The sequence below is a fragment of the Salinicola endophyticus genome (assembly GCF_040536835.1).
GTDB lineage: Bacteria > Pseudomonadota > Gammaproteobacteria > Pseudomonadales > Halomonadaceae > Salinicola > Salinicola endophyticus_A.
On record NZ_CP159578.1, the window covers coordinates 161653 to 184662 of the forward strand.

Below are 23010 nucleotides of genomic sequence, written 5' to 3' on the forward strand. Positions count from 1 at the left end.
CCGAATTTGTAAACACCCTCATAGCGCGCGTGCTTGCGCGGCACGCGATGGGGGCGAAGTAAAGTTCAAGATCGAGTCGCCGATAGACGTTCTACGTACTGCCACCCCCTTGAGGCTGGCGATGCGCGGGCATGATCGGCGGCTGGCCGCGACGCCCGCGTGTCGCGGCCGATCGAGAGCGCCGAGATGTGCCCGACCTTTTCGCATCGCTGGACCCTGAGCGCGCCCTTGGCGGCCCTGTGGCTGGTGCTGCTGGCGTGGGCGGCCCCCGCCGCCAGCGCCCAGTTGCAAGTCACCGATGCTGCCACCGGCGCAACGCTCAGCCAGGCGGTGATCGAGATCTACGCGCCGTCCACGACGGGGGCGGTTCGCACGGCCGCCAGTGGCCACCAGGTCGTGCAGCGCCATGCCACGTTCATCCCGCACGTGCTGCTGGTACCGGTGGGTGCCGAGGTCAGCTTTCCCAATCGCGACACCACCCGCCATCAGGTCTACTCCTTCTCGCCGGCGCACCCGTTCAGCCTCGATCTCTATCTGCAGGAGACGCCGCCGCCAGTGCGTTTCGATCGCGCAGGCGTGGTCGTGCTCGGCTGCAATATCCATGATGCGATGGAGGCCTTCATCGTGGTCAGCGAGGCCCCCTATCGCGCGCTGACCGCTGAAGATGGCCGCGCCGCGTTCACGCTGCCCCCGGGGCGGCACCGACTGCGCGTGTGGCACCCCCGCCTGGAGGATACGCATCTCGCATGGTGGGAGGGCGAGATCGGCGCCGAGGAAACGCGCCAGGTAGCGCTTACCCTCGCGGCGAGTCTGCCCTCGGTACCCGAGCCCTCGGCGCTGCAGCAACGCTTCCAGCGCGCGCTCGAACAGACGCAGGCTCACTGAATGTCATTCCGTCGGCGCTTGTTGCTGATCATGCTGGCGGTGATGGCCGTAGCCCAGCTGGTCGCCGCCGTCGCCACCCTGGGCACCATCCATCGCGATGTCATGCACAAGGGCGGGCGCGAGCTGGAGGTGGGGCTCGGGGTGATGCGCCAGCTGCTCGACGAGCGCGGCAAGCAGCTGCGCGACAGCGTCGGTATTCTGACCTCGGACTTCGGTTTCAGGAGTGCGATCGCCTCCCAGGACCAAGGCACGCTGGCCAGCGTACTGGCCAATCACGGCGAGCGGGTGGGGGCCAATATGGTGCTGCTGGCGGCGCCGGACGGCACCATCGTGGTCAGCAGCCACCACGCCCCGGGCACGCCGATGCCGTTCCCGCGGCTATGGCGCCAGGTGCGCCAGGCCGGCGAAGCGACCGGTGTGGTGCTGCAGGACCAGCGACCCTATCAGTTCGTCATGCTGCCGGTGCGGGCGCCCAACCTGATCGGCTGGGTCGGCATGGGGTTCTTGCTCGACACGCCGCTGGCCGAGGAGATCGGCCGCTTGACCCGGCTGCAGGTCAGTTTTCTGGTGAGCAGCGCGGATCAGGCGCCGGATGCGGCGGGCGATATGAAGGGCTATGTCGCCGGCGCGCTGTCCCAGGCGCCACCCGCGGCGGTGAGCGCGCTGCGCGCGGATCTGGCGCGCGGCGAATATCTTCACCACAGCGGCGTCGACACCGGGCTGGACGCGCTGGTGCGCGCCTCGCCGCTGATGACCTCCGAGATCGCCACTGACGCAGGTCGGGGCCAGGTCTATGCCGTGGTAGAGCACTCGCGTGCGGATCTGCTGGCGGTATTCCAGGCGCTCGGTTGGCGGCTAGCGGCGATCTTTGCCGTGACGCTGGCGCTGACCGCGCTGGTCGCCGCCTTCAGTGCGCGCAGCATGTCACGGCCATTGATACGGCTGGCCCGAGTGGCCCAAGGGATCGGCCGCGGCGAGCGGGTCGCCGACGTCCCGACCGACAGCGGCGGCGAGATCGGCCTGCTCGGGCGCACCCTGGCGGCGATGCAGAACGATATCGATGACCGCGAGCGCCAGCAGCGCAATCAGGCGCGTCGCGATCAGCTCACCGGGCTGGCCAACCGCCACTCGGCGCAGCAGGACATCACCGAGGCGGTCGCGGCGGGATACCCGTTCACGCTGCTGCGAATGTCGATCTGCGGTTTCCGCCATATCAACGACACCTTCGGTTACGCTGTCGGCGATCAGGCGCTTTGCCAACTGGCGAAGCGTCTTGCCACCTATCCGGCACCGGTGCGCCACGCCTATCGCCTTGGGGGCGATGAGTTCCTGCTGCTGGTCGACTCGGCGGCCGTCGATGCCCACTGGCTGACCTCGCTGCGCGAGGGGCTGGCGCAGCCGATCGAGCTCGAGCAATCGCCGCTGCGCCTGCAGCTCGTCTACGGTAAGGTCAACTTCCCCGAGCACGGGTGCAATGCCCTTCTGTTGCTGCGGCGGGCCGAGGTGGCCATGGACATGGCCAAGCAGCAACGGCTCGGCTATCTGCGCTATGTGGAAGGGCAGGACGAGAAGCGTCTGCGTGAGCTGACGCTGGTGCGCGATCTGCAATTGGCGGCCGAGCGGGGGCAGCTGAGCATGGCCTACCAGCCCAAGATCGCCGCTGCCGACGGCGCGCTGGTCGAGCTCGAGGCGCTGATGCGCTGGCAGCATCCGGAGTTCGGCTTCATTCCGCCGGACGAGTTCATCACCCTGGCCGAGAGCGCCGGGATCATCTCCCAGCTGACCGGCTGGATGTTGAGCACGGTGTGTCGACAGCTGGCCGCCTGGGAAGCCGAGGAGGGGTTGTGCCTGGCGGTGGCGGTGAACCTGTCGGCGCAGGACGTCATCGATCCGGCGCTGCCGCAGCGGCTCGATCAGGCGCTGGCCGCGTATGGTCTGGACCCGGCCCGGCTGGGGCTGGAAGTGACCGAGAGTGCGATCATCTCCGACCCGGAGGTGTCGCGCCGGGTGCTGGCCGAGCTGTCGCGGCGCGGCGCCAGCACCGCGATCGACGATTTCGGCACCGGCTACTCCTCGCTGGGCCAGCTCAAGCACCTGGCGGTACGCCAGCTCAAGATCGATAAATCCTTCATTCTCAAGCTCGATCAGCACTCCGACGACCGCATCATCGTGCACTCGACGATCGAGCTCGGCCACAACCTGGGGCTCGAGGTGGTCGCCGAGGGTGTCGAGACCGACGCCGCAAGGGCGCTGCTGGTCGAGCTGGGTTGCGACTATCTGCAGGGCTACGGCATCTCGCGTCCGCTGCCCGCGGCCGCCGTGGCCGAGTGGATCGCCGCCTATCCGCCCGGCGTGCGCCGGCCTCTGCGCCCGCCCGAGCCCTCGACACCATGACCTTGCGAGGAGACGCCTGATGGCGAGACGCCTACGCCGCTGGCTGCGGCGCCTGTCGGTGGGTGCCACTGCGCTGGCCGCTGCTACCGCGCTGGCGACGCCGGCACAGGCCGGGAGCCGCCTGCTGGGCACTGGTGGCGTGACTCAGATCGAGGGGGCCGCCGGTGGCGGGCTGTCGCCCTGGGGCGTGCTCGTCGGCACCGCCAGCGATACCGAGGTGGCGGTGAGCGTGGCTGCCAGCGAGGCGTGGCTGGACGACTACGGCCTGCGCGTGCGCGGGATCGGGCTCAACTGGCACGACCGGGTGGAAGTCTCCTACGCCCGCCAGCGGCTGGCGCTCGACACCCTGGGCGGCGTGCTCGAGCAGGAGATCTACGGCGCCAAGCTGCGCCTGTTCGGTGATCCGCTCTACCACCCCTGGGGCAGCTGGAGCATTGGCGTGCAGCACAAGCGGCTCGACCAGGGGCAGGCGCTGGCGCGTGCCGTGGGCGCCGAGGCGACCCAGGGCAACGATCTCTATCTGGCCGGCAGCAAGCTGTTCTTCGACGCGGTGGCCGGGCGCAATCTGCTGGCCAACCTGACGCTGCGCTCGACCCGCGCCAATCAGGGCGGGCTGCTCGGCTTCGGCGGTGATCGCGACAGTGGGCGCTCGCTGGTGGCCGAGGGCTCGCTGGGGGTGTTCCTGACCCCGGCCTGGCTGGTCGGGGTGGAGTATCGGCAGAAGCCGGACAACCTCGGCTTTGCCGAGGAGCAGGCGTGGCAGGATGTCTTCACCGCGCTGTTCTTGACCCGCCACCTCTCGCTGACCGGTGCCTGGCTCGATCTCGGTGATATCGCCGGGCTCGAGAACCAGCGCGGCGGCTATCTCTCGCTGCAATTGGCGCTTTGACGGGGAGCCTGTGATGTATCCCATTCACTCACGTGGGCGCTGGGCAGCGGCGCTGCTGGCGCTGCTCCTGAGCGGCTGTGCCGCCTCGCCGCCACAGCCCGCGCCGACCCTCTATCAAAAGCTCGGCGGTGAGCAGGGCATTCACGCCATCGTCGAAGACTTCACCTATCGCCTCGCCGATGATCCCGAGCTGGTGGCGTTCTTCGCCAACACCAACATCGACTACTTCGTCGGCTCGCTGCAGGACTACCTGTGCGTGGTCAGCGATGGCCCCTGTGTCTACCGCGGCGCGCCGATGGACAAGGCGCACCAGCACATGGGCATTCGTGAGGCCGACTTCAACCGCCTGGTCGATGTGCTCCAGGCGACGCTGCTCGACCAGCCGATCTCCGCTTCTGCACGCAACCAGCTGCTCAAACGGCTGGCGGCGCAGCACGCCGCGATCATGCGCTATCAGTGAAGCGTCGGCCAGATGCACCGAGGCCCGCGCCGGGTGGCGCGGGCCTCGGATCTGAAGAGATGGACTTAGCCTGCGCCCATCATCAGAAGGTCTGGCAACAAGCGCCGAGCCTCGGGCGCGATGAGCGGGATCAGGCGCGATAGTCGGTCTCGGAGTAGAGCACGCGCAGGCGCACGGTATGGTTGACCTGCTTGAGCGCGTCGAGCGCCTGCGGGCCGTAGGCCTTGTCGACGTCGATCACCACGTAGCCGACCTTGTCGTTGGTCTGCAGGAACTGGCCGGCGATGTTGATCCCGTTCTCCGACAGCACGCGGTTGATCTCCGAGAGCACCCCGGGCACGTTCTCGTGGATGTGCAGCAGGCGATGCTTGTCCGGGTGCGAGGGCAGCGCCACCTCGGGGAAGTTGACCGAGGTGATGGTGGTGCCGTTGTCGGAGTAGGTGACCAGCTTCTCGGCCACTTCGATGCCGATGTTCTCCTGGGCTTCCAGCGTCGAGCCGCCGATGTGCGGGGTCAGGATCACGTTCTCCAGACCGCGCAGCGGCGAGACGAACTCCTCGTTGCTGCCCTTGGGCTCGACCGGGAAGACGTCGATCGCCGCGCCCAGCAGCTTGCCGCTCTGGAGCGCTTGTGCCAGCGGCTCGATCTCGACTACCGAGCCGCGCGAGGCGTTGATCAGAATGCCACCCTGCTTCATCAGCGCGATCTGCTCGGCGCCGATCATCCAGCGGGTGGCGGGCAGGTCTGGCACGTGCAGGCTGACCACGTCGGCGCGTGCCAGCAGCTCTTCGAGGCTACCCACCTGGCGGGCGTTGCCCAGCGCCAGCTTGGTGACCACGTCGTAGTAGATCACGTCGAGGCCGAGGGATTCGGCGAGCACCGAGAGCTGCGCGCCGATGCTGCCGTAGCCGACGATCCCCAGGGTCTTGCCGCGCGCCTCGTGGGAGTTCTTGGCCGACTTGAGCCAGCCGCCCTGATGGGCGCGGGCGTTCTTCTCCGGGATGCCGCGCAGCAGCATGATGGTCTCGGCCAGCACCAGCTCGGCCACCGAGCGGGTATTGGAGAAGGGCGCGTTGAATACCGGGATCGCGCGTGCCAGGGCGGCGTCGAGGTCGACCTGGTTGGTGCCGATGCAGAAGCAGCCTACCGCGGTGAGCTTCTCGGCGGCAGCGAAGACCCGCTCGGTGAGCTGCGTGCGCGAGCGGATGCCGATGAAGTGGACGTCACGGATCTTGTCGATCAACTCTTCTTCGCTGAGCGACGTGGAGAGCGTTTCGATGTTGGTGTAGCCCGCATTGAGCAGCGAATCCACGGCGGACTGATGAATGCCCTCGAGCAGCAGAAACTTGATCTTGCTCTTGTCCAGAGACGTCTTGGCCATTGGGGGATCAACCTTTCTTCATCGGCTTGTCGCGAGCGCGTCGCGGTGATGGGAAATCCGTCGGCGAAAGCGGACGTCGCGCGAGCTCACACATTGTCGGGAGGCCGCCGCCGGCGGGCGCATAGCGTAACACAGACGTCGCGGGTGAGGATGAAAATGACGCACGCAGACATGAATGCCGTGCAATCGTGAGCGTGTCGTGGCAGGCACCCGAGACGGGGCCGAAGCGACGCCGACAATGCGCAAGCAGCGCGACGATTTCACCCCGAGGGCAGACGACCCCCGGGGGCGGCGGTGTATACTCGAAGACCGTTTTCGCTTGGTGCCGGTGGCTTGGCCGCCGCGCCCTCGACCCGGCTCCCGCCCGCGCCCGCGCGAGGCTCTGGGAGCGACGCTATGAGTGCACCATGTCTGACAAGATGGCCGAACAGGACGTTCCCCAGGACTTCGCCACCACGCTGACTCAACTGGAGCGGCTGGTGGCGCAGCTCGAATCCGGCGAACTGACGCTGGAAGCCTCACTGGCCGCCTTCGAGCGCGGCATCCGTCTGACCCGCGACGCCCAGAGCCGCCTCGATGGCGCCGAGCTCAAGGTGCAGGCGCTGCTCGAACAGGCCGACGGCACGCTGCAGTCGGTACCGTTCGAGACCACTGGAGAGCCGCCGAATGAGCCCTGAGCGCGTGCTCGAACAGGCGCCGCCGGAAGCCGCCGTCGCCGCCGCGCGGGCGCGCAGCGAGCAGGTGCTGGCGGCCTGGCTGGAGCGCTCGCCGGGGGTGTCGGCGGCACTCGACGAGGCGCTGCGCTACAGCGTGCTCGGCAGTGGCAAGCGGCTGCGCCCGGTGCTGGTCTATCTCGCCGGACAGGCGCTGGGGGCGCAGACCGATGCGCTCGACCCCGCCGCCGCCGCGCTGGAAATGATCCACGCCTACTCGCTGGTTCACGACGATCTGCCGGCGATGGACGACGATGACCTGCGCCGCGGCCGGCCCACGGTGCACCGCGCCTTCGACGAGCCGCTGGCGATCCTCGCCGGCGACGCCCTGCAGACGCTGGCCTTCGAGGTGCTCGCCTCGCGCGAGCATCCGCGCCTCGCCGCGCTCGTCACTACCCTGGCCCAGGCCGCCGGCCGTGACGGCATGGCGGCGGGGCAGGCGATCGATCTTGCCGCGGTGGGCACACCGCTCGACCTCGCCGCGCTGCAGGCGATGCACCAGCACAAGACCGGTGCGCTGATCCGTGCCGGGGTACGTCTGGGGGCGCTGGTGGCGGTGGCCGAGAGCGACCCGCGGGTAGCGGCGCTCGACCGCTACGCCGCGGCCATCGGGCTGGCGTTTCAGATCCACGACGACGTGCTCGACGTCACCGGCGATACCCAGACCCTGGGCAAGACCTCGGGCGCCGATGCGCACCGCGACAAGCCGACCTATCCTGCGCTGCTGGGGCTGGAGCGCGCCCAGGCGCGGGCCCGCGAGCTCCTCGACGAAGCCCTCGCGGCGCTGGCGCCGCTGGGTGACGCGGGCGCGCCGCTGGCGTGGCTGGCCCGTTTCATGATCGATCGCGATCACTGACCGGTAACGACCTATTCTATGAAGCTGTTCGACGAGATCCCCACGCAGCGCCCGTTGACGCCGCTGCTCGACACGCTCGATGCGCCGGCCGGGCTGCGCCGGATGACGCTGGCGCAGCTGCGCCAGGTCGCCGACGAGCTGCGCGCCTACCTGCTCTACAGCGTCGGTGTCAGCGGCGGCCATTTCGGCGCCGGGCTCGGCGTGGTCGAACTCACGGTGGCGCTGCACCGCGCGCTGCAGACCCCCCACGACCGCCTGGTGTGGGATGTCGGCCACCAGGCCTATCCGCACAAGATCCTCACCGGGCGCCGCGACGCGCTCACCGGGATTCGTCAGTACGGCGGCCTGGCGGCCTTTCCGCGGCGCGAGGAGTCGCCTTACGACACCTTCGGCGTGGGCCACTCGAGCACCTCGATCTCGGCCGCGCTGGGCATGGCCCTGAGCGCCCGTGCCAAGGGCGAGAAGCGCCGCGCCTGCGCGGTGATCGGCGACGGCGCGCTGACCGCCGGTATGGCCTTCGAGGCGCTGGCGCACGCCGGCCACGTCAAGGCCAACCTGCTGGTGGTGCTCAACGACAACGAGATGTCGATCTCCGAGAATGTCGGCGGCATGGCCAGCTACTTGACCCGCATTCTCACCAGCAAGCCGTATGCGGCGGTGCGCGAGAACGGCAAGCGGGTACTCTCGCACCTGCCCGGGGCGCTGGAGCTGGCGCGGCGCACCGAGGAGCACGTCAAGGGCATGATCAGCCCGGCCACGCTGTTCGAAGAGATGGGCTTTCACTACATCGGCCCCATCGACGGCCACGACCTGGCGGCGCTCAACCAGGCGCTGGAGGCGCTGCGTGATCAGGAGGGGCCGCAGTTTCTTCATGTGCGCACGCGCAAGGGGCGTGGCTTCCGGCCCGCCGAGGCCGACCCGATCGGCTTTCATGCCATCACCAAGCTCGAGCGCAAGCCGCCGGCGCCGCCGCGGGTCGACGCCGAGCGCCCGCCCGCCGCGGCAGCCTCGACGTCCAAGCCCGACGATGCATCGCGCCCGCAGCCGCGCAGCGAGGACATTTTGCGCCCGAAACCGCGCAGCGAAGAGATGTTGCGCCCGAAACCGCGCAAGTATTGCAACGTCTTCGGCGACTGGCTGTGCGACATGGCGGCGGCGGACACGCGCCTGATCGGTATCACGCCGGCGATGCGCGAAGGCTCCGACCTGATCCGTTTCTCGCAGACCTATCCCGAGCGCTACTACGACGTGGCGATCGCCGAGCAGCACGCGGTGACCCTGGCTGCCGGCATGGCCTGCGAGGCGATGAAGCCGGTGGTGGCGATCTACTCGACCTTCCTGCAGCGCGGCTATGATCAGCTGGTGCACGACGTCGCGGTGCAGCACCTGGATGTCACTTTCGCCATCGACCGTGCCGGGCTGGTGGGCGAAGACGGCCCGACCCACCACGGCGCGCTGGATCTCTCCTATCTGCGCTGTGTGCCCGGTCTGGTGATTCTGGCGCCGGCGGACGAGGCCGAGTGCCGCGCCATGCTCACCACCGCCTACCACCACCCCGGCCCGGCGGCGGTGCGCTATCCCCGGGGCACCGGCCCCGGCAGCGAACTGCCCCAGGATCTCGAGGCGCAGGTGCCGATCGGCCGCGCGCAGACCCGGCGCGAGGGCGAGCGCGTGGCGCTGCTCGCCTTCGGCAGCCTGAACACGCCGGCGGCCGAGGTCGCCGAGCGACTCGGGGCGACACACCTCAACATGCGCTCGGTCAAGCCGCTGGATCGCGACGCCATCGTCGCCGCGGCGCAGACCCACGAGCTGCTGGTCACCCTGGAGGAGAACGTGGTCGCCGGCGGCGCCGGCAGCGGGGTCAACGAGCTGCTGGCGGCGGAGGGGCTGATGCCGGCGGTGCTCAATCTGGGCATCCCCGATGCCTTCGTCGAGCACGGCAAGCCCGCCGAGCTGCTGCGTGACTGCGGCCTGGATGCCGCCGGGATCGAAGCGGCGATCCGCGCTCGCCTGAACCTCAACGACAACTGATAGGACTTCCATGTCTATTGCCATTCTGATCGGCGCCTTCATCGGCTACCTCGCCGGCAAGCTGCCGGGTCTTCTGATCGGGGCCGGGATCGGCTGGTGGATCAGCCGCAAGCTGCGCCAATCCGTGGTGGGGCGGGTGGTGGGCATCCAGCACCAGTTTCTCGAATCCACCTTTGCGGTGATGGGCTGTATCTGCAAGGCCGACGGCCACATCACCCACGACGAGATTCGCACCGCGGAGATGCTGTTCGATCGCCTGCACCTCAGTGGCGAGATGCGCGAGCGGGCCAAGGCGGCGTTCAACCGGGGCAAGAGCCCCGAGTTCGATCTCGACGCCGAGGTCGCCACCATCCGCCGGGTCACCGGCGGCCAGCGCGCGCTGCTGCAGGTCTTCCTGCAGGTGCAGCTGGCGGCGATCGCCGCCGACGGCCAGATGCACGAAGCCGAGCACACCATGCTGCTGCGGGTGGCCCGTGGCCTGGGCTTCTCGGAAGCCGAGATCCAGCAGATCGAAGCGATGCTGCGCGGTGGCCCGCACCAGGCCGGTGGCAGCCAGGCGAGCAGCGGCCAGAGCCTGGAGGACGCCTACCGGGTGCTGGGCATCTCCGAAGAGGCCAGCGACGCCGAGGTCAAGCGCGCCTATCGCAAGCTGATGAGCGAGAACCACCCGGACAAGCTGGCTGGCAAAGGGCTGCCGGAGAGCATGCGCGAGATGGCCAAGGAGCGCACTGCGGAGATCAGCAACGCCTACGAGGTGATCCGCAAGCAGCGCGAGAGCCGCGCCTGACACCGCCCGTCGCGGCCGGCATCGACGCCGCGCCCCGGCTTGGATAGGATCGAACCGGATCTGCGCTCACAGGACGTCCTGCATGCCAGGGAAAGCCGGTTTCTATCGCACCACCGCCAGACTGCTCGGCGCCATCGACCGGCGCGGCCTGGTCCTGCGCTACCGCTACGGCGATCGCCGCCTGCTGGAAGAGTGCGTGCTGCCGGCGCTCGACGCCGACCCGGCGGTGGCGGACGTGCTCCTGGTCGGCTGCGCCTGGTACACCCGTCACTACCCCGCGCTACTGCCCTCGGCCGAGGTGATCACCATGGAGATCGACCCGGCCAAGGCGGTCTTCGGCGGCGCGCGCCATATCGTCGCTGACATGGCTCATCTGGAAGCGCACATCACCCCCGCCTCGCTGGACGCGGTGATCTGTAACGGCGTGCTGGGCTGGGGGCTCGACGACCCGGCGGCGATCGAGGCCGCCTTCGCCGGCGCCAGCCGCTGTCTGCGCCCGGGTGGGCTGTTCCTGCTCGGCTGGAACGACATCGCCCCGCGTAACGCCTGTCCGCCGGATACCATCGCCGCGCTCGACGGTCTCGCCGCCGCCGATATCCCCGGCCTGTGCGCCCACTCGGTGGTGGCACAGGCTCGCAACCGCCACTGCTACCAGGCCTGGCGCAAACCGCTGGCGGCTTGAGCGGCGCCGTTCAGCCCGCGCGCACGCCGCGCCAGAAGACCTGCCATATGCTCTCGAAGCGCCGCGCCAGCGCGGCCTTGTCGTACATGAAAGTCTCCGACAGCAGCCCATCCACCAGGCAGTAGAAGGCGGCGATGAAGGCCGCCTCGTCCAGCGTCGGGTCGAGGGCGGCGTCCGCCTGGCCGGCGCTGAAGATCTCGCCCAGACGCTGGTCGAGACGCTGCTCGGCGCGGGCACTGAGCGCGCGCGCCTCGGCACCGAGTTCCTGGGGCGGAAACAGCAAGAAGCGTTTGTAGAACACCCCCTGGTGCTCACGGTAGGAGATGGTGCAGCAGCACTCCACCAGATGGCGCAGGCGCTGCTCGAAGGGCGCCTGGCGCTGGCTGGCCAGGCTCTCCGTCACCAGCGCCAGGATGGTGTTCTCGGCGTCGTTGGCGAGTTCGAGAAAGAGCGCGGCCTTGCTCTCGAAGTGGTTGTAGATCGAGGGCTTCTTGATCCCCGCGTCGGTGGCGATCTGGGCCAGGCTGACGCCCTCGTAGCCGTGGCGGGCGAAGCGCGTCAGGGCGATCTGCTTGAGATGGCTGCGGGTGTCCAAGCGGCACTCCTGGGCGGGGCGGCGAAAAGCGAGAGCTTGCCAGAGTTGACGGGTATCAATAAACTAACGACCGTTAGTTAGCAAGGCTGCGGCAGCGAAGACCGTAGCGACAAAGACTGTATCGCCGATCCGCGGTTAGAGCCCATCTCCAAACCCTCTGACGATGGGCGCCGGGGGGCAGGGCAAAGCGAGGGTACTTTGCCAGGGATGGCAAAGGTAGCGCCCAGGGAGGGGTTCACAGCGCCCTTGCGACGCCCTGCCTCCGGATAAGCCCACGTCGTCTAGCGATTGTGAAAGGCGTTCTTAGTCCGGCCATTCGACCGAGACGAGCAGGGGAGAGCCAGCATGAGCCGAACACATCGAACTCCACTTTTCCGTCTGCGCGCCCGCTGGGGGCTTCTGCCGCTAGCCGGTGTCGCCGAGGTGGGCTGGGCCAGCGGGCTCAAGCACGCCGACAGCGCCCTCGCGTGGGGGCTCACGGTTGGTCTGGCGGTGGTCAGTCTGTGGCTGGCCTCCCGCGCCGTGCGCTATCTCCCCGCCAGCACCGTCTACACGGTGTTCGTCGGCATGGGCGCGGCGGGCACCGTGATCGCCGACTGGCTGCTGTTCGGGGTGGCGTTCCAGTGGCCGGTGCTGGGCTTTCTGGTGTTGCTGATGGTGGGCGTGATCGGGCTGCAGCAGGTGAGCGCATGACGCTCGATATCACCACCTGGCACTGGCTGGCGCTGCTCGCCTCCGGCGCCTGCGAGATCGTCGGCGTGAGCGGCTTCGCGCGCGTGCATCGCGGCCAGCGTGCCAGCGGCGTGGCGCTGCTCGTGATGGGTTTCGGCTGCTCGCTGGGACTGTTGTCGATCGCCATGCGCTCGATCGACATGGGCGTGGCCTACGCCATCTTCACCGGCATTGGCACCCTCGGCAGCACGCTGCTGGGCATGTGGCTGTGGGGAGAGTCGCGCCGGCCGCTGCGGCTCGCCTTCGTCGGCCTGATCGTGGTCGCGGTGGTGGGGTTGAAGCTGGCGAGCTAGGGGTGGGGTGATGCACCGGATTGACGCGTGGGCCGCCTGAGGCGTGCCATCCTGGCGCATCGGCGCCACGCGCAGACGGCCACACGGTCTGCCCATGGCAGCTAGTCTCATGTTAATGAAGGTTTATTCGTTTCTGGCCGGGTTCTTGCTTGAGCATGATGCAGCAAGAGAACGAACTGGGAGTGATCGGTAGCACTCGCTACCGTGGATGAACAATTCGGTTTCAATGGGTGGCTAGGGTTCCGGTCGTGAGGGTGTCGCGCACGATGGCTGGTCCGAGAGCTGCCGACCTGATGCCTACCGAGCCGGTCGAACGGGTGCGGCGGATCAGGTTACACGGCGGGACAAAAGCCCGGGAGGATCAGGTACAGCATGCTGCTACCGATACTCCCAGCGCTTTGTCCATCACCGCCGTCGGAGACTCGAATCCATGACCCTACGCCACGCCTTCCTGAGCTTGCTCACCGCTGCCTCGCTGGCTGTGACCCCTGCCGCTTTCGCGCAGTCGCGCGATCACTTCTCGGTCTGCTGGTCTATCTACGCCGGCTGGATGCCCTGGGGCTATGCCGACACCCAGGGGATCGTCGACAAATGGGCCCACAAGTACGGTATCGACATCGATGTGGTGCAGGTCAACGACTACATCGAATCGGTCAATCAGTACACCGCCGGTAATGTCGACGGCTGTGCCATGACCAACATGGATGCCCTGACCCTGCCCGCCGCCAGCGGCGTCGACTCCACCGCGCTGATCGTCAATGACTACTCCGACGGCAACGATGGCGTCGTGCTCAAGGGCAGCGACGACCTCGCCGACATCAAGGGACGCAAGGTCAATCTGGTGCAGTTCAGCGTCTCGCACTATCTGCTGGCGCGGGCGCTGGAGAGCGTCGGGCTGAGCGAGCGCGACATCGAGACCGTCAACACCACGGATGCCGATATCGTCTCGATCTTCCCCCACGACGATGTCCAGGCGGTGGTGACCTGGAACCCCCAACTGAGCGCGATCGAGCAGCTCGATGACGCCCATCTGGTCTACAGCTCGCACCAGATCCCGCGTGAAATCCTCGATCTGATGGTGGTCAATACCGACACCCTGAAGGCCAATCCCGATTTCGGCCGGGCCCTGGTCGGTGCCTGGTACGAGGTGATGCAGAAGATGGCGGCTGGCGACGAGGCGGCGCTGTCGCAAATGGCCGAGGCCGCTGGTACCGATCTTGCCGGTTATCGCCATCAGCTCGCCGCTACCCACCTGTATACCGACCCTGTCGAAGCGGCTTCGCTGCTGCGCGGCCAGGCGCTGCTGGAGACCATGCGACGCGTCGCCGAATTCAGCTTCAAGCATGGCCTGCTGGGCGAGATGGCGCCCAATCCCGGCTTCGTCGGCATTCAGAACCCCAGCGGGGTGTTCGGGAGTGCGGACAACATCAAGCTGCGTTTCGATCCGACCTATACGGAAGCCTACGCCGCCTCGCAAAAGTGAGCGACGCCACGCCATCGACCTGACGAGGCTCCCTCCATGAAACGACTCATCAACATCCGGCCGTCGCGCGGCGGCCGCTGGCTGCTGGGGGCGCTTCCCTTTGCGCTGCTGGGCCTGGTCTACCTTGGCCTCTCCCGGGCCAGGCTCGCAGCCAATCCCAACGAGCGCCTGCTGCCGGCGCCCACCACCATGCTGGAGACCTTTCACCAGCTGGCGACCGAGGCCAGTGTGCGCACCGGCACCATTCCACTGTGGGGCGATACGCTGGCGAGTCTCGAGCGGCTGGGGCTCGGGGTCGCCATCAGCGCTCTGATCGGGTTGACGATCGGGCTGCTGACGGGCGGCCTGCCGCTGCTGCGGGCCAAGCTGTCGCCGCTGGTCACGGTGCTCTCGCTGGTGCCGCCGATGGCCATTCTGCCGGTGCTGTTCATCGCCTTCGGCACCGGCGAGATGGCCAAGGTGGCGCTGATCGTCATCGGCGTCACGCCGTTTCTGATTCGCGATCTGCAGAGCCATGCGCTGCGCCTGCCGGACGAACAGCTGATCAAGGCGCAGACCCTGGGCGCCAACTCCTGGCAGGTCCTGCTGCGGGTCCTGCTGCCCCAGCTCACGCCGCGCCTGCTCGCCTCGACCCGGCTGGCGTTGGGCAGCGCCTGGCTGTTTTTGATCGCGGCCGAAGCGATCGCCGCCCAGGATGGGCTGGGCTATCGCATCTTCCTGGTGCGCCGCTATCTGGCCATGGATGTGATCCTGCCCTACGTGGCCTGGATCACGCTGCTGGCGTTCCTCCTCGACCGCGCTCTGGCACTGGTTTCGCAGCGCGCCTTTCCCTGGTACCACGCCGAGGAGGGCGACGCGTCATGAGTCAGACAGAGAGACAGCCCGCGCTGCTGGAAGCGCAGCACCTGGAGAAGCGCTACGGCGATCAGCTGGTGCTCGAGCGCTTGAGCTTCCGCGTCGAGTGCGGTGAGTTCGTCACCCTGGTCGGCGCTTCAGGCTGTGGCAAGACCACCTTCCTCAAGCTGCTGCTGGGCACCGAGCGCATCTCGCGCGGCAGCCTGCGTCTGGATGGCCGCCCGCTGCCCGACGAACCCGGCCCGGATCGCGGGGTGGTGTTCCAGAAGTACTCGGTGTTCCCGCACCTCAGTGTGCTCGGCAACGTGACCATGGCCGAGGAGCTCGCCCGTTCGCCGCTGCTGGGCAAGCTCTACGGTGTGGCCCGCCGGCGAGCCCGCGACAACGCCGTCGCCAGACTCACGGAGGTGGGGCTGGCCGGTGCGCTGGAGAAGTACCCGCACGAGCTTTCAGGCGGCATGCAGCAGCGTCTGGCGATCGCCCAGGCGCTGATGATGAAGCCGCGCATCCTGCTCCTCGACGAGCCCTTTGGCGCGCTGGACCCCGGTATCCGCCAGGACATGCACGCTCTGATCACGCGGCTGTGGCGCGAGCAGCAGTTGACCATCTTCATGATCACCCACGACGTCAAAGAGGCTTTCGCGCTGGGCACCCGGTTATGGGTGTTCGACAAGGTCCGCCACGACCCCCAGGCGCCCAACGCCTATGGCGCCACCATCACCTACGACCTGCCGGTCGGGGCGCAGCAGCGCCCGCCCGAGGCGCTCGTCGAGCGTCTCGATGCCACCGGCCGCTTTCACCCGACCTCCCAGGAGACGCTGACATGAGTACCCACTCCGGCGACGACGCGCGCTATACCACGTACCTCCCCGGTGGCCACCACTGGTCGCTGCGCCTGCGCCGCGGCACCACGCTGACGCTGACGGCCCGCGAGGCCGACACCAACGTCGGTCTGCTCTGCTACAACCCCGAGAATCTGCTCGAACGTCTCAATCTGCCGGATACGCTGAAAGCCCAGCACACCTTCAAGCTGACCCGCGGCCACTGCCTCTACTCCGACATGGGGCGCATCTTCGCCTCGATCGTCGCCGACGATCTGGGCTGGCACGACAGCGTCGGCGGCAACCTGATGCCGCACCACCTGCTCGCCAAGGGCTGGCAGTCGGTCAGCTATCAACAGGCGCACAACGCCTGGACTCGCACCGGCTACGACAGCTTCCTGGTCGAGCTGGCCAAGTACGGTCTCGGCCGGCGCGACATGGCCGCCAACCTCAACCTGTTCTCGCGGGTGGAGAGCGATGCCCAGGGGCGCCTGCGCTATGTCCCGGGGCACTGTCAGCCCGGCGCCAGCGTCACCCTGCGCCTGGAGATGGACACGCTGGTGATCCTGCACACCTGCCCGCATCCGCTCGATCCCAGCCCCGACTATCCACACCGCGGCGTGGAGATCGCGCTGGGGACCGCGCCGGCGCCCACCGAGGACGACATCTGCTACCGCTCGCGGCCGGAGAACGCCCGTGGCTTCGCCAACAACCGCCTCTATCACCTCGGCCTGTAAGGGAGCACCGCGACATGATCATCGAGAGTAACCAGCGCCCCGAGAACGCCGTCAGCCGCACCACGGTCGAGGCCGGCGATCACTATATCGGCATCGTCCGCGCCGGCCAGACCCTGCGGCTGCTCGACCTGGAGGGCAACCAGGCTGCGGACACGCTGTTCTTCAACGCCCACGACACCGCCGAGCGCTATAGCGCCATGGACACCCTGCGCGAGCAGGGCGAGGTCTACCTGAGCGCTGGCTCGAAGCTGCGCTCCAATGAGGGCCGGGTACTGCTGACCATCACCGCCGACACCTGCGGTCGTCACGACACCCTGGGCGGGGCCTGTGCCAGCGAGAGCAACACCGTGCGCTACGACCTGGAGAAGCGCCACATGCACTCGTGCCGCGACAACTGGATGCAGGCGATTGCCGACCACCCCGAGTACGGCCTGACCAAGCGCGACATTACCCACAACATCAACTTCTTCATGAACGTTCCGGTGACCGAAGAGGGGGGGCTGACCTTCGAGGATGGCATCTCGGCGCCGGGCAAGTACGTGGAGATGGTCGCCGAGATGGACGTGGTGGTGCTGATCTCCAACTGCCCGCAGCTCAACAACCCGTGCAATGGGTATGACCCGACGCCGATCGAGCTGCTGATCTGGGATTAGCGAGACCGACCTGTCTGGCCAGCGTTTGCGACGAATCGCCAGCCTAGGCACTGTCTGAAAAGTACTGCGCTCGCCCATGCGGCGTTAAAAATCGGCTCAAAATGCTCATTTACACCCCGTAAATTCCGCGTTTTCGCCGATTTTTGCCTTGCCTGGCCTTCGCTCGTCGAATTTTCAGACAGCACCTAGTATGCAGCGTCATTGGTCATGGAGACGACTCCATGACGACCCCAGTCCTGGCGGGACGGCCCGCCGAGTCATGGACCGATGTCATGTTCCGTAAAGTTCTGATCGCCAATCGCGGGGCCATCGCCGCGCGTATTCAGCGCACGCTCGTGCGCCTGGGTATCGGCTCGGTGGTGGTCTACGCCGAAGCCGACCGCGACGCGCCCTATGTGTTCGCCGCCGACGAGGCCTACTCCCTCGGTGAGGGCGGCGCCGCCGATACCTATCTCGCCATCGACAAGCTGATCGATATCGCTCGACGCAGTGGCGCCGAGGCGGTGCACCCCGGTTACGGCTTTCTCTCCGAGAACACTCACTTCATCCAGGCCTGTGAGGCGGCCGGGCTGGTCTTTCTCGGCCCCACCCCCGAGCAGATTCGCGACTTCGGCCTGAAGCACGCGGCGAGGGCGCTGGCCGAATGCGCCGGGGTGCCGCTGGTGCCTGGTTCCGGGCTGCTCGACGATCTCGAGGCGGCCCGGCGGGAGGCTGCACGCATCGGCTACCCGGTGATGCTCAAGTCCACCGCCGGCGGCGGCGGCATCGGCATGCAGGTATGCGCCGATGCCAGCGAGCTCGAGCGCGCCTTCGACTCGGTACGTGGCCTCGGTGAGCGCAACTTCGGCGATGCCGGCGTCTTTGTCGAGGCCTACATCGCCCGGGCGCGGCATTTGGAGGTCCAACTGTTCGGCGACGGCCAGGGTAAGGTCGTGGCGCTGGGGGAGCGCGACTGCTCCACCCAGCGCCGCCATCAGAAGGTGATCGAGGAGTGCCCGGCACCCGATCTGCCACAGGCCGTGCGGCGTGAACTGCACGCCACCGCCGTGCGCCTGGGAGAGGCCGTCGACTATCGCAATGCCGGCACCGTGGAGTTCATCTACGATGCGGAGCGCGAGCGTTTCTATTTCCTCGAGGTCAACACCCGCCTGCAGGTCGAGCACGGTGTCACCGAGGCCGTCTGGGGCGTCGATCTCGTCGAGTGGATGATTCGCCTCGGCGCCGGCGAGCTGGCGCCGCTCGAGACGCTGATCCGCGAACTCGAGCCGCGCGGCCATGCCATCCAGGCACGTCTCTACGCCGAGGACCCGAGTCACGATTTTCGGCCCAGCGCCGGTCTGCTCACCGAGGTCGTCTTCCCCGAGGCGCCGGGGCTGCGCGTCGATCACGCCATCGAGGCGGGGCTGGAGGTCTCGGCGCTGTTCGATCCGATGCTGGCCAAGGTGATCGTCCACGCCGACGATCGCGACACCGCCCGCACGCGCCTGGCCGACGCCCTGGCGGGTGCCAGCGTCTACGGCTTCGAGACCAACCGCACCTGGCTGTCCCATGTGCTGCGGGATGCCCGCTTCCGTGATGCCGAGCTGCACACCCGCTGGCTGGTCGATCTCGCCTGGACACCGCCGGCCATCGAGGTGCTCACCGCCGGCACGCTGACCACGATTCAGGACTACCCCGGACGCCAGGGCCACTGGGATGTGGGGGTGCCCCCCTCGGGCCCCTTCGACGACTGGTCGTTTCGTCTTGGTAACCGCCTGCTCGACAACCCGGCCGATGCGGCGGGGCTGGAGATCACCCTGACCGGCCCGGCGCTGCGCTTCCACCGTGCCACCCAGATCGCGCTCACCGGCTGCGAGCTGTCCGCCGATCTCGACGGCGAGCCGGTGGCCTTCTGGCAGGTGCTGGAGATCCCCGCCGGCGCTACCCTGACCCTGGGCAAGGCGCGTGCCGGCGCGCGTGCCTACCTGCTGGTACGCGGTGGCATCGACTGCCCGCGCTATCTCGGCTCGCGCAGCACCTTCACCCTGGGCCAGTTCGGCGGCCATGCCGGCCGCGCGTTGCGCAGCGGCGACATGCTGGCCCTGTCCGCGCTGGCGCCCACCGCGCCACGCATTCTGCTCGAGGCGCTCAGGCCCTGCTTCGGCGGTGCCGACGCCCCGGTGCGTGACATTGCCGTGCTCTATGGCCCGCACGGGGCGCCGGATTTCTTCACCGAGGCGGATATCGACACGCTCTTCGCCCACGAGTGGGAAGTGCACTACAACTCCAGCCGCACCGGGGTGCGCCTGATCGGCCCGCGCCCCGAGTGGGCACGGGCCGACGGCGGCGAGGCCGGGCTGCACCCGTCGAACATCCATGACAACGCCTACGCCTTCGGCACCATCGACTTCACCGGCGACATGCCGGTGATCCTCGGCCCGGATGGCCCCTCGCTGGGTGGCTTCGTCTGCCCGGCGACGGTGGTGCGCGCCGAGCGCTGGAAACTCGGCCAGCTCACCGCCGGTGATCGTGTGCGCTTCGTGCCGGTGGATCTGGCCACCGCCCGCGCCCTCGAGGCGCGCCAGCAGGCCCAGCTGGCAGCGCTGAGCGGTGGCGACACCGAGGCCTTGATCGCGGAGCGCGGCAGCCCGGTGCTGCGCGAGGTGGCGGCCGCAAGTGCCGGCGAACGGCTCGTCTACCGGCGCGCCGGCGACGACTTCCTGCTGGTCGAGTTCGGCGCCATGGAGCTCGACATCGCGCTGCGCTTCCGCGCCCACGCCTGGATGTTGTGGCTGCGCGACAACCCGCTGCCCGGCCTGCGGGAACTCACCCCGGGCATCCGCTCGCTGCAGATTCACTACGAGCCCGACGAACTCGACCTGGGTGAGCTGCTGACGCATCTCGAACGTGCCGAGGAGGAACTGCGCGATGTGGCGTCGCTGGAGGTCGAAGCGCGCACCGTGAACCTGCCGCTCTCCTGGGACGACCCCGCTTGCCAGGAAGCGATCGACAAGTACCAGCGCAGCGTGCGCCCGGACGCGCCTTGGTGTCCCAGCAATCTGGAGTTCATCCGCCGCATCAATGCGCTCGACAGCATCGAGCAGGTCCGCGAGATCGTATTCGACGCCCGCTATCTGGTGATGGGTCTGGGCGACGTCTATCTCGGCGCCCCGGTGGCCACCCCGCTCGATCCGGCCCAGCGCCTGGTCACCACCAAGTACAACCCGGCGCGCACCTGGACGGCGGAGAACTCGGTGGGCATCGGCGGGGCCTACCTGTGCGTCTATGGCATGGAGGGCCCCGGTGGCTATCAGTTCGTCGGGCGCACCCTGCAGATGTGGAACCGCTATCGTCGCACCGAGCACTTCGACAACCCCTGGCTGCTGCGTTTCTTCGATCAGCTGCGCTTCTTCGAGGTGAGCCATGAGGAGTTGCTGCGCATCCGCCGTGACTTCCCCCACGGGCGCTATCCGCTCGAGATCGAGCGCACGCGCTTCCGGCTCGCCGACTACCAGGCCGAGATCGATGCCCACGCCGAGCGCATAGACCGCTTCCGTGAACGCCGCGAGGCCGCTTTCCAGCAGGAGATGGCTGCCTGGCGTGCCAACGGCCAGTTCACCTTCGAGGACCAGGCGCCGGAGGCCGGCGAAGCCACAAAGCTCGACGGCGACGAGTCGGGCGTCGACAGCCCGGTCACCGGCAGTCTGTGGAAGCTGATGGTCAACGTCGGCGATGTGGTCACGCCCGGCCAGGTCGTTGCCCTGGTCGAATCGATGAAGATGGAGGTCGAGATCACCGCCCGCGAGGCGGGCAAGGTGACCCGCTTACCGCTGAGCGAGGGCGGCGCCGTCGCCCCGGGTCAGCCGATCGTGATTCTCGAACAGAGCGCCCACCAGGAGACCTCGGCATGAGTGCCATCGACATGACCCTCACCGCGCTGCTGGCGCGCTATCGTACCCATGAACTGACCCCGCGTGAGCTGATCGCCCAACTGCTGGCGGACGCCGAGGCGCGTGCCGCCGATCCCGCCTGGATCACACGGCTGTCGCGCGAGCAGCTCGAGCCCTATCTGCGGCGCCTGGATGACGCCGATCCGGCCGACCTGCCGCTCTACGGCATCCCCTTTGCGATCAAGGACAATATCGATCTCGCCGGGGTGCCCACCACGGCGGGCTGCCCGGCCTACGCCTATACCCCGGGGCACTCTGCCTTCGTGGTTGAGCGGCTGATCGAGGCCGGCGCCATCCCGCTGGGCAAGACCAATCTCGACCAGTTCGCCACCGGACTGGTCGGCGAGCGCGCCCCGGACGACTACGGCGTGCCCGCCAACGCTTTCGCCGCCGAGCGCATCCCCGGCGGCTCTAGCAGCGGCTCGGCGGTCGTCACCGCCCAGGGCCAGGTGAGCTTCGCCCTGGGCACCGATACTGCCGGCTCCGGACGCGTCCCGGCCTGTTTCCACAACCTGTTCGGGGTCAAGCCGACGCTGGGGCTGCTGAGCACCGCCGGCGTGGTGCCGGCCTGCGCTACGCTGGATACCATCAGCCTGTTCGCGCTGAGCGCCGACGATGCCCATGCGGTGCTGAACGTCGCCGCTGCGTACGATCCCGATTGTGCCTGGTCGCGGCACCACGACTTCGCCGTGGCCGGACAGGCCTACGGTGCGGCGCCCGCGCGCTTTCGCTTCGGCGTGCCCCTCGCTTCACAGTGGCACACCGATGCTGACTATAGCGCAGGCATGCGCCGGGCCATCGCAGATCTCGAGTCCCTGGGGGGTGAAAGGGTCGAGCTGGACTGCGCGCCGCTACTCGCCGCCGCGCGTCTGCTCTACGAGGGCCCCTGGGTCGCCGAGCGCTACCATGCGGTGCGCGATTGGATCGAGACGCGTCCCGAGGTGCTGCATCCGGTGACCCGTCGGGTGATCGAGGGCGGTGGAAAGCCGCTAGCGGTGGATGCCTTCGCCGCCCGCTATCAGCTCGCCGAGCACAAGCGTCAGGCCGATGCCCTGCTCGCCGGGGTCGACGTCATGCTCGCACCGACTACCGTGACGCACCCAACCAAGGCCGAGGTGGCCGCGGCGCCCATCGACGTCAACTCGCAGCTGGGTACCTGGACCAACTTCATGAACCTGCTCGACTACAGCGCCCTGGCCGTGCCCACCGGTTTCACCGAGGGCGGCCTGCCGTTTGGCGTCACGCTGTTCGGGCCGGCCTTCGCCGATCTCTCGCTTTTGAGCCTGGGGCGGGCGCTGGAGCGGCATCTCGAGCTGCCACTGGGCGCCACCGGTCTCGCGCGTGCGCGTTCACCGGCGCTGCCCGAGGCCCGCGATGGCAGCCTGGCGCTGGTGGTGTGCGGTGCGCATCTCGACGGGCTGGCGCTCAATCATCAGCTCAGGCAACGTGGCGCGGTGAAGGTCGCCGTGACCCGCTCCAGCCCGCACTATCGGCTCTATGCGCTGGCCGGCGGCCCGCCGGCACGCCCGGCAATGGTGCGCGACGACGTCGATGGCGCCGCCATCGACGTGGAGGTCTGGCGCCTGCCGATTGCCAGCATCGGCAGTTTTCTCGCCGGCATTCCCTCGCCGCTGGGGCTGGGGCAGGTCGAGCTCGATGACGGCACCTGGTGCTGTGGCTTCATCGCCGCCGCTGGGGCTCTGCAACATGACGGGCTGGCCGAGGACGTGACCCGCTTCGGCGGATGGCGCGGCTGGCTCGCCGCCAGTGTCTGAGCACGTGTCGCGGCCCCAGGTGAGCACTGGGGTTGGAACGTAGGCGAAAGCTCAGGCAG

Annotated in this window: 20 protein-coding genes and 1 riboswitch; of the genes, 18 read left to right on the top strand and 2 right to left on the bottom strand. The window is 68.1% G+C overall.

Features of this window, described 5'->3' with window-relative positions; genetic code table 11:
• The first annotated feature begins 186 nt into the window (after window positions 1-186).
• The 4 genes from ABV408_RS00715 to ABV408_RS00730 are packed head-to-tail and all read left to right on the top strand — an operon-like array spanning window position 187 to window position 4628.
• Window positions 187-885: a Cupredoxin gene (locus ABV408_RS00715; RefSeq protein WP_353980645.1), complete on the top strand. Its 699-nt coding sequence runs from the start codon at window positions 187-189 to the stop codon at window positions 883-885.
• A complete protein-coding gene (locus ABV408_RS00720) occupies window positions 886-3279 on the top strand; it encodes an EAL domain-containing protein (RefSeq protein WP_353980646.1) in 2394 nt (797 codons plus the stop codon). It abuts the gene before it with no gap.
• Window positions 3280-3298: 19 nt separating this feature from the next.
• A complete protein-coding gene (locus ABV408_RS00725; protein ID WP_353980647.1) occupies window positions 3299-4168 on the top strand; it encodes a DUF3034 family protein in 870 nt (289 codons plus the stop codon).
• A gap of 13 nt (window positions 4169-4181) precedes the next feature.
• On the top strand, window positions 4182-4628 hold the full coding sequence (locus ABV408_RS00730) for a group 1 truncated hemoglobin (RefSeq protein ID WP_353980648.1): 447 nt from the start codon (window positions 4182-4184) through the stop codon (window positions 4626-4628).
• 130 nt (window positions 4629-4758) lie between these two features.
• Here ABV408_RS00730 and serA read toward each other — a convergent pair whose 3' ends face one another.
• Window positions 4759-6009: a phosphoglycerate dehydrogenase gene (gene serA / locus ABV408_RS00735; protein WP_353980649.1), complete on the bottom strand. Its 1251-nt coding sequence runs from the start codon at window positions 6007-6009 to the stop codon at window positions 4759-4761.
• A gap of 407 nt (window positions 6010-6416) precedes the next feature.
• Between serA and ABV408_RS00740 the strand changes: the two genes are divergently transcribed.
• The 5 genes from ABV408_RS00740 to ABV408_RS00760 all read left to right on the top strand — a co-directional run bounded on the left by ABV408_RS00740 (window position 6417) and on the right by ABV408_RS00760 (window position 11078).
• On the top strand, window positions 6417-6686 hold the full coding sequence (locus ABV408_RS00740; RefSeq protein WP_353980651.1) for an exodeoxyribonuclease VII small subunit: 270 nt from the start codon (window positions 6417-6419) through the stop codon (window positions 6684-6686).
• A complete protein-coding gene (locus tag ABV408_RS00745; RefSeq protein WP_353980652.1) occupies window positions 6676-7578 on the top strand; it encodes a farnesyl diphosphate synthase in 903 nt (300 codons plus the stop codon). Before ABV408_RS00740 ends, ABV408_RS00745 begins: the two co-directional genes overlap by 11 nt.
• Before the next feature lie 18 nt (window positions 7579-7596).
• Complete coding sequence (locus tag ABV408_RS00750; RefSeq protein WP_353980653.1) at window positions 7597-9609, top strand: 1-deoxy-D-xylulose-5-phosphate synthase; 2013 nt, start codon at window positions 7597-7599, stop codon at window positions 9607-9609.
• A gap of 10 nt (window positions 9610-9619) precedes the next feature.
• Window positions 9620-10396: a co-chaperone DjlA gene (gene djlA / locus ABV408_RS00755; protein WP_353980654.1), complete on the top strand. Its 777-nt coding sequence runs from the start codon at window positions 9620-9622 to the stop codon at window positions 10394-10396.
• Between the two features lie 82 nt (window positions 10397-10478).
• A complete protein-coding gene (locus tag ABV408_RS00760; protein ID WP_035476324.1) occupies window positions 10479-11078 on the top strand; it encodes a class I SAM-dependent methyltransferase in 600 nt (199 codons plus the stop codon).
• Between the two features lie 10 nt (window positions 11079-11088).
• On the opposite strand, the gene ABV408_RS00765 is transcribed toward ABV408_RS00760, so the two are convergent.
• Window positions 11089-11673, bottom strand: a complete 585-nt coding sequence (locus ABV408_RS00765; protein ID WP_353980655.1) for a TetR/AcrR family transcriptional regulator — start codon at window positions 11671-11673, stop codon at window positions 11089-11091.
• Window positions 11674-12018: 345 nt separating this feature from the next.
• Here ABV408_RS00765 and ABV408_RS00770 point away from each other — a divergent pair, with 345 nt between their 5' ends.
• The 9 genes from ABV408_RS00770 to atzF all read left to right on the top strand — a co-directional run bounded on the left by ABV408_RS00770 (window position 12019) and on the right by atzF (window position 22951).
• Window positions 12019-12366, top strand: a complete 348-nt coding sequence (locus tag ABV408_RS00770) for an SMR family transporter (RefSeq protein ID WP_353980656.1) — start codon at window positions 12019-12021, stop codon at window positions 12364-12366.
• Window positions 12363-12698 (top strand): multidrug efflux SMR transporter, encoded by a 336-nt coding sequence (locus tag ABV408_RS00775; protein ID WP_353980657.1) that lies wholly within the window; start codon window positions 12363-12365, stop codon window positions 12696-12698. Before ABV408_RS00770 ends, ABV408_RS00775 begins: the two co-directional genes overlap by 4 nt.
• Before the next feature lie 223 nt (window positions 12699-12921).
• Window positions 12922-13059, top strand: a riboswitch (guanidine-I (ykkC/yxkD leader).
• Window positions 13060-13128: 69 nt separating this feature from the next.
• Complete coding sequence (locus ABV408_RS00780) at window positions 13129-14181, top strand: putative urea ABC transporter substrate-binding protein (protein WP_353980658.1); 1053 nt, start codon at window positions 13129-13131, stop codon at window positions 14179-14181.
• A 36-nt stretch (window positions 14182-14217) separates the two neighbouring features.
• Complete coding sequence (locus ABV408_RS00785) at window positions 14218-15045, top strand: ABC transporter permease (protein WP_353980659.1); 828 nt, start codon at window positions 14218-14220, stop codon at window positions 15043-15045.
• On the top strand, window positions 15042-15863 hold the full coding sequence (locus ABV408_RS00790) for an ABC transporter ATP-binding protein (RefSeq protein ID WP_353980660.1): 822 nt from the start codon (window positions 15042-15044) through the stop codon (window positions 15861-15863). The genes ABV408_RS00785 and ABV408_RS00790 overlap by 4 nt, the downstream gene beginning before the upstream one ends.
• Window positions 15860-16594 (top strand): urea amidolyase associated protein UAAP1, encoded by a 735-nt coding sequence (locus ABV408_RS00795; protein ID WP_353980661.1) that lies wholly within the window; start codon window positions 15860-15862, stop codon window positions 16592-16594. Before ABV408_RS00790 ends, ABV408_RS00795 begins: the two co-directional genes overlap by 4 nt.
• 14 nt (window positions 16595-16608) lie before the next feature.
• Window positions 16609-17247, top strand: coding sequence for an urea amidolyase associated protein UAAP2 (locus ABV408_RS00800; RefSeq protein WP_207036352.1), 639 nt, complete (start codon window positions 16609-16611; stop codon window positions 17245-17247).
• Window positions 17248-17519: 272 nt separating this feature from the next.
• Window positions 17520-21137 carry an urea carboxylase gene (gene uca, locus ABV408_RS00805; protein WP_353982187.1) on the top strand — a complete coding sequence of 1206 codons (3618 nt, stop codon included), beginning with the start codon at window positions 17520-17522 and terminating at the stop codon, window positions 21135-21137.
• The gene (atzF, locus tag ABV408_RS00810; protein ID WP_353980662.1) at window positions 21134-22951 is read left to right on the top strand and encodes an allophanate hydrolase; all 1818 of its coding nucleotides are present in this window, start codon (window positions 21134-21136) and stop codon (window positions 22949-22951) included. The genes uca and atzF overlap by 4 nt, the downstream gene beginning before the upstream one ends.
• Window positions 22952-23010: the final 59 nt, after the last annotated feature.

Bases quoted from the DNA above. Each gene is read 5' to 3' on its own strand.
- ABV408_RS00715 (WP_353980645.1), top strand. From the start codon at position 187: ATGTGCCCGACCTTTTCGCATCGCTGGACCCTGAGCGCGCCCTTGGCG.
- ABV408_RS00720 (WP_353980646.1), top strand. From the start codon at position 886: ATGTCATTCCGTCGGCGCTTGTTGCTGATCATGCTGGCGGTGATGGCC.
- ABV408_RS00725 (WP_353980647.1), top strand. From the start codon at position 3,299: ATGGCGAGACGCCTACGCCGCTGGCTGCGGCGCCTGTCGGTGGGTGCC.
- ABV408_RS00730 (WP_353980648.1), top strand. From the start codon at position 4,182: ATGTATCCCATTCACTCACGTGGGCGCTGGGCAGCGGCGCTGCTGGCG.
- serA (WP_353980649.1), bottom strand. From the start codon at position 6,009: ATGGCCAAGACGTCTCTGGACAAGAGCAAGATCAAGTTTCTGCTGCTC.
- ABV408_RS00740 (WP_353980651.1), top strand. From the start codon at position 6,417: ATGTCTGACAAGATGGCCGAACAGGACGTTCCCCAGGACTTCGCCACC.
- ABV408_RS00745 (WP_353980652.1), top strand. From the start codon at position 6,676: ATGAGCCCTGAGCGCGTGCTCGAACAGGCGCCGCCGGAAGCCGCCGTC.
- ABV408_RS00750 (WP_353980653.1), top strand. From the start codon at position 7,597: ATGAAGCTGTTCGACGAGATCCCCACGCAGCGCCCGTTGACGCCGCTG.
- djlA (WP_353980654.1), top strand. From the start codon at position 9,620: ATGTCTATTGCCATTCTGATCGGCGCCTTCATCGGCTACCTCGCCGGC.
- ABV408_RS00760 (WP_035476324.1), top strand. From the start codon at position 10,479: ATGCCAGGGAAAGCCGGTTTCTATCGCACCACCGCCAGACTGCTCGGC.
- ABV408_RS00770 (WP_353980656.1), top strand. From the start codon at position 12,019: ATGAGCCGAACACATCGAACTCCACTTTTCCGTCTGCGCGCCCGCTGG.
- ABV408_RS00775 (WP_353980657.1), top strand. From the start codon at position 12,363: ATGACGCTCGATATCACCACCTGGCACTGGCTGGCGCTGCTCGCCTCC.
- ABV408_RS00780 (WP_353980658.1), top strand. From the start codon at position 13,129: ATGACCCTACGCCACGCCTTCCTGAGCTTGCTCACCGCTGCCTCGCTG.
- ABV408_RS00785 (WP_353980659.1), top strand. From the start codon at position 14,218: ATGAAACGACTCATCAACATCCGGCCGTCGCGCGGCGGCCGCTGGCTG.
- ABV408_RS00790 (WP_353980660.1), top strand. From the start codon at position 15,042: ATGAGTCAGACAGAGAGACAGCCCGCGCTGCTGGAAGCGCAGCACCTG.
- ABV408_RS00795 (WP_353980661.1), top strand. From the start codon at position 15,860: ATGAGTACCCACTCCGGCGACGACGCGCGCTATACCACGTACCTCCCC.
- ABV408_RS00800 (WP_207036352.1), top strand. From the start codon at position 16,609: ATGATCATCGAGAGTAACCAGCGCCCCGAGAACGCCGTCAGCCGCACC.
- uca (WP_353982187.1), top strand. From the start codon at position 17,520: ATGTTCCGTAAAGTTCTGATCGCCAATCGCGGGGCCATCGCCGCGCGT.
- atzF (WP_353980662.1), top strand. From the start codon at position 21,134: ATGAGTGCCATCGACATGACCCTCACCGCGCTGCTGGCGCGCTATCGT.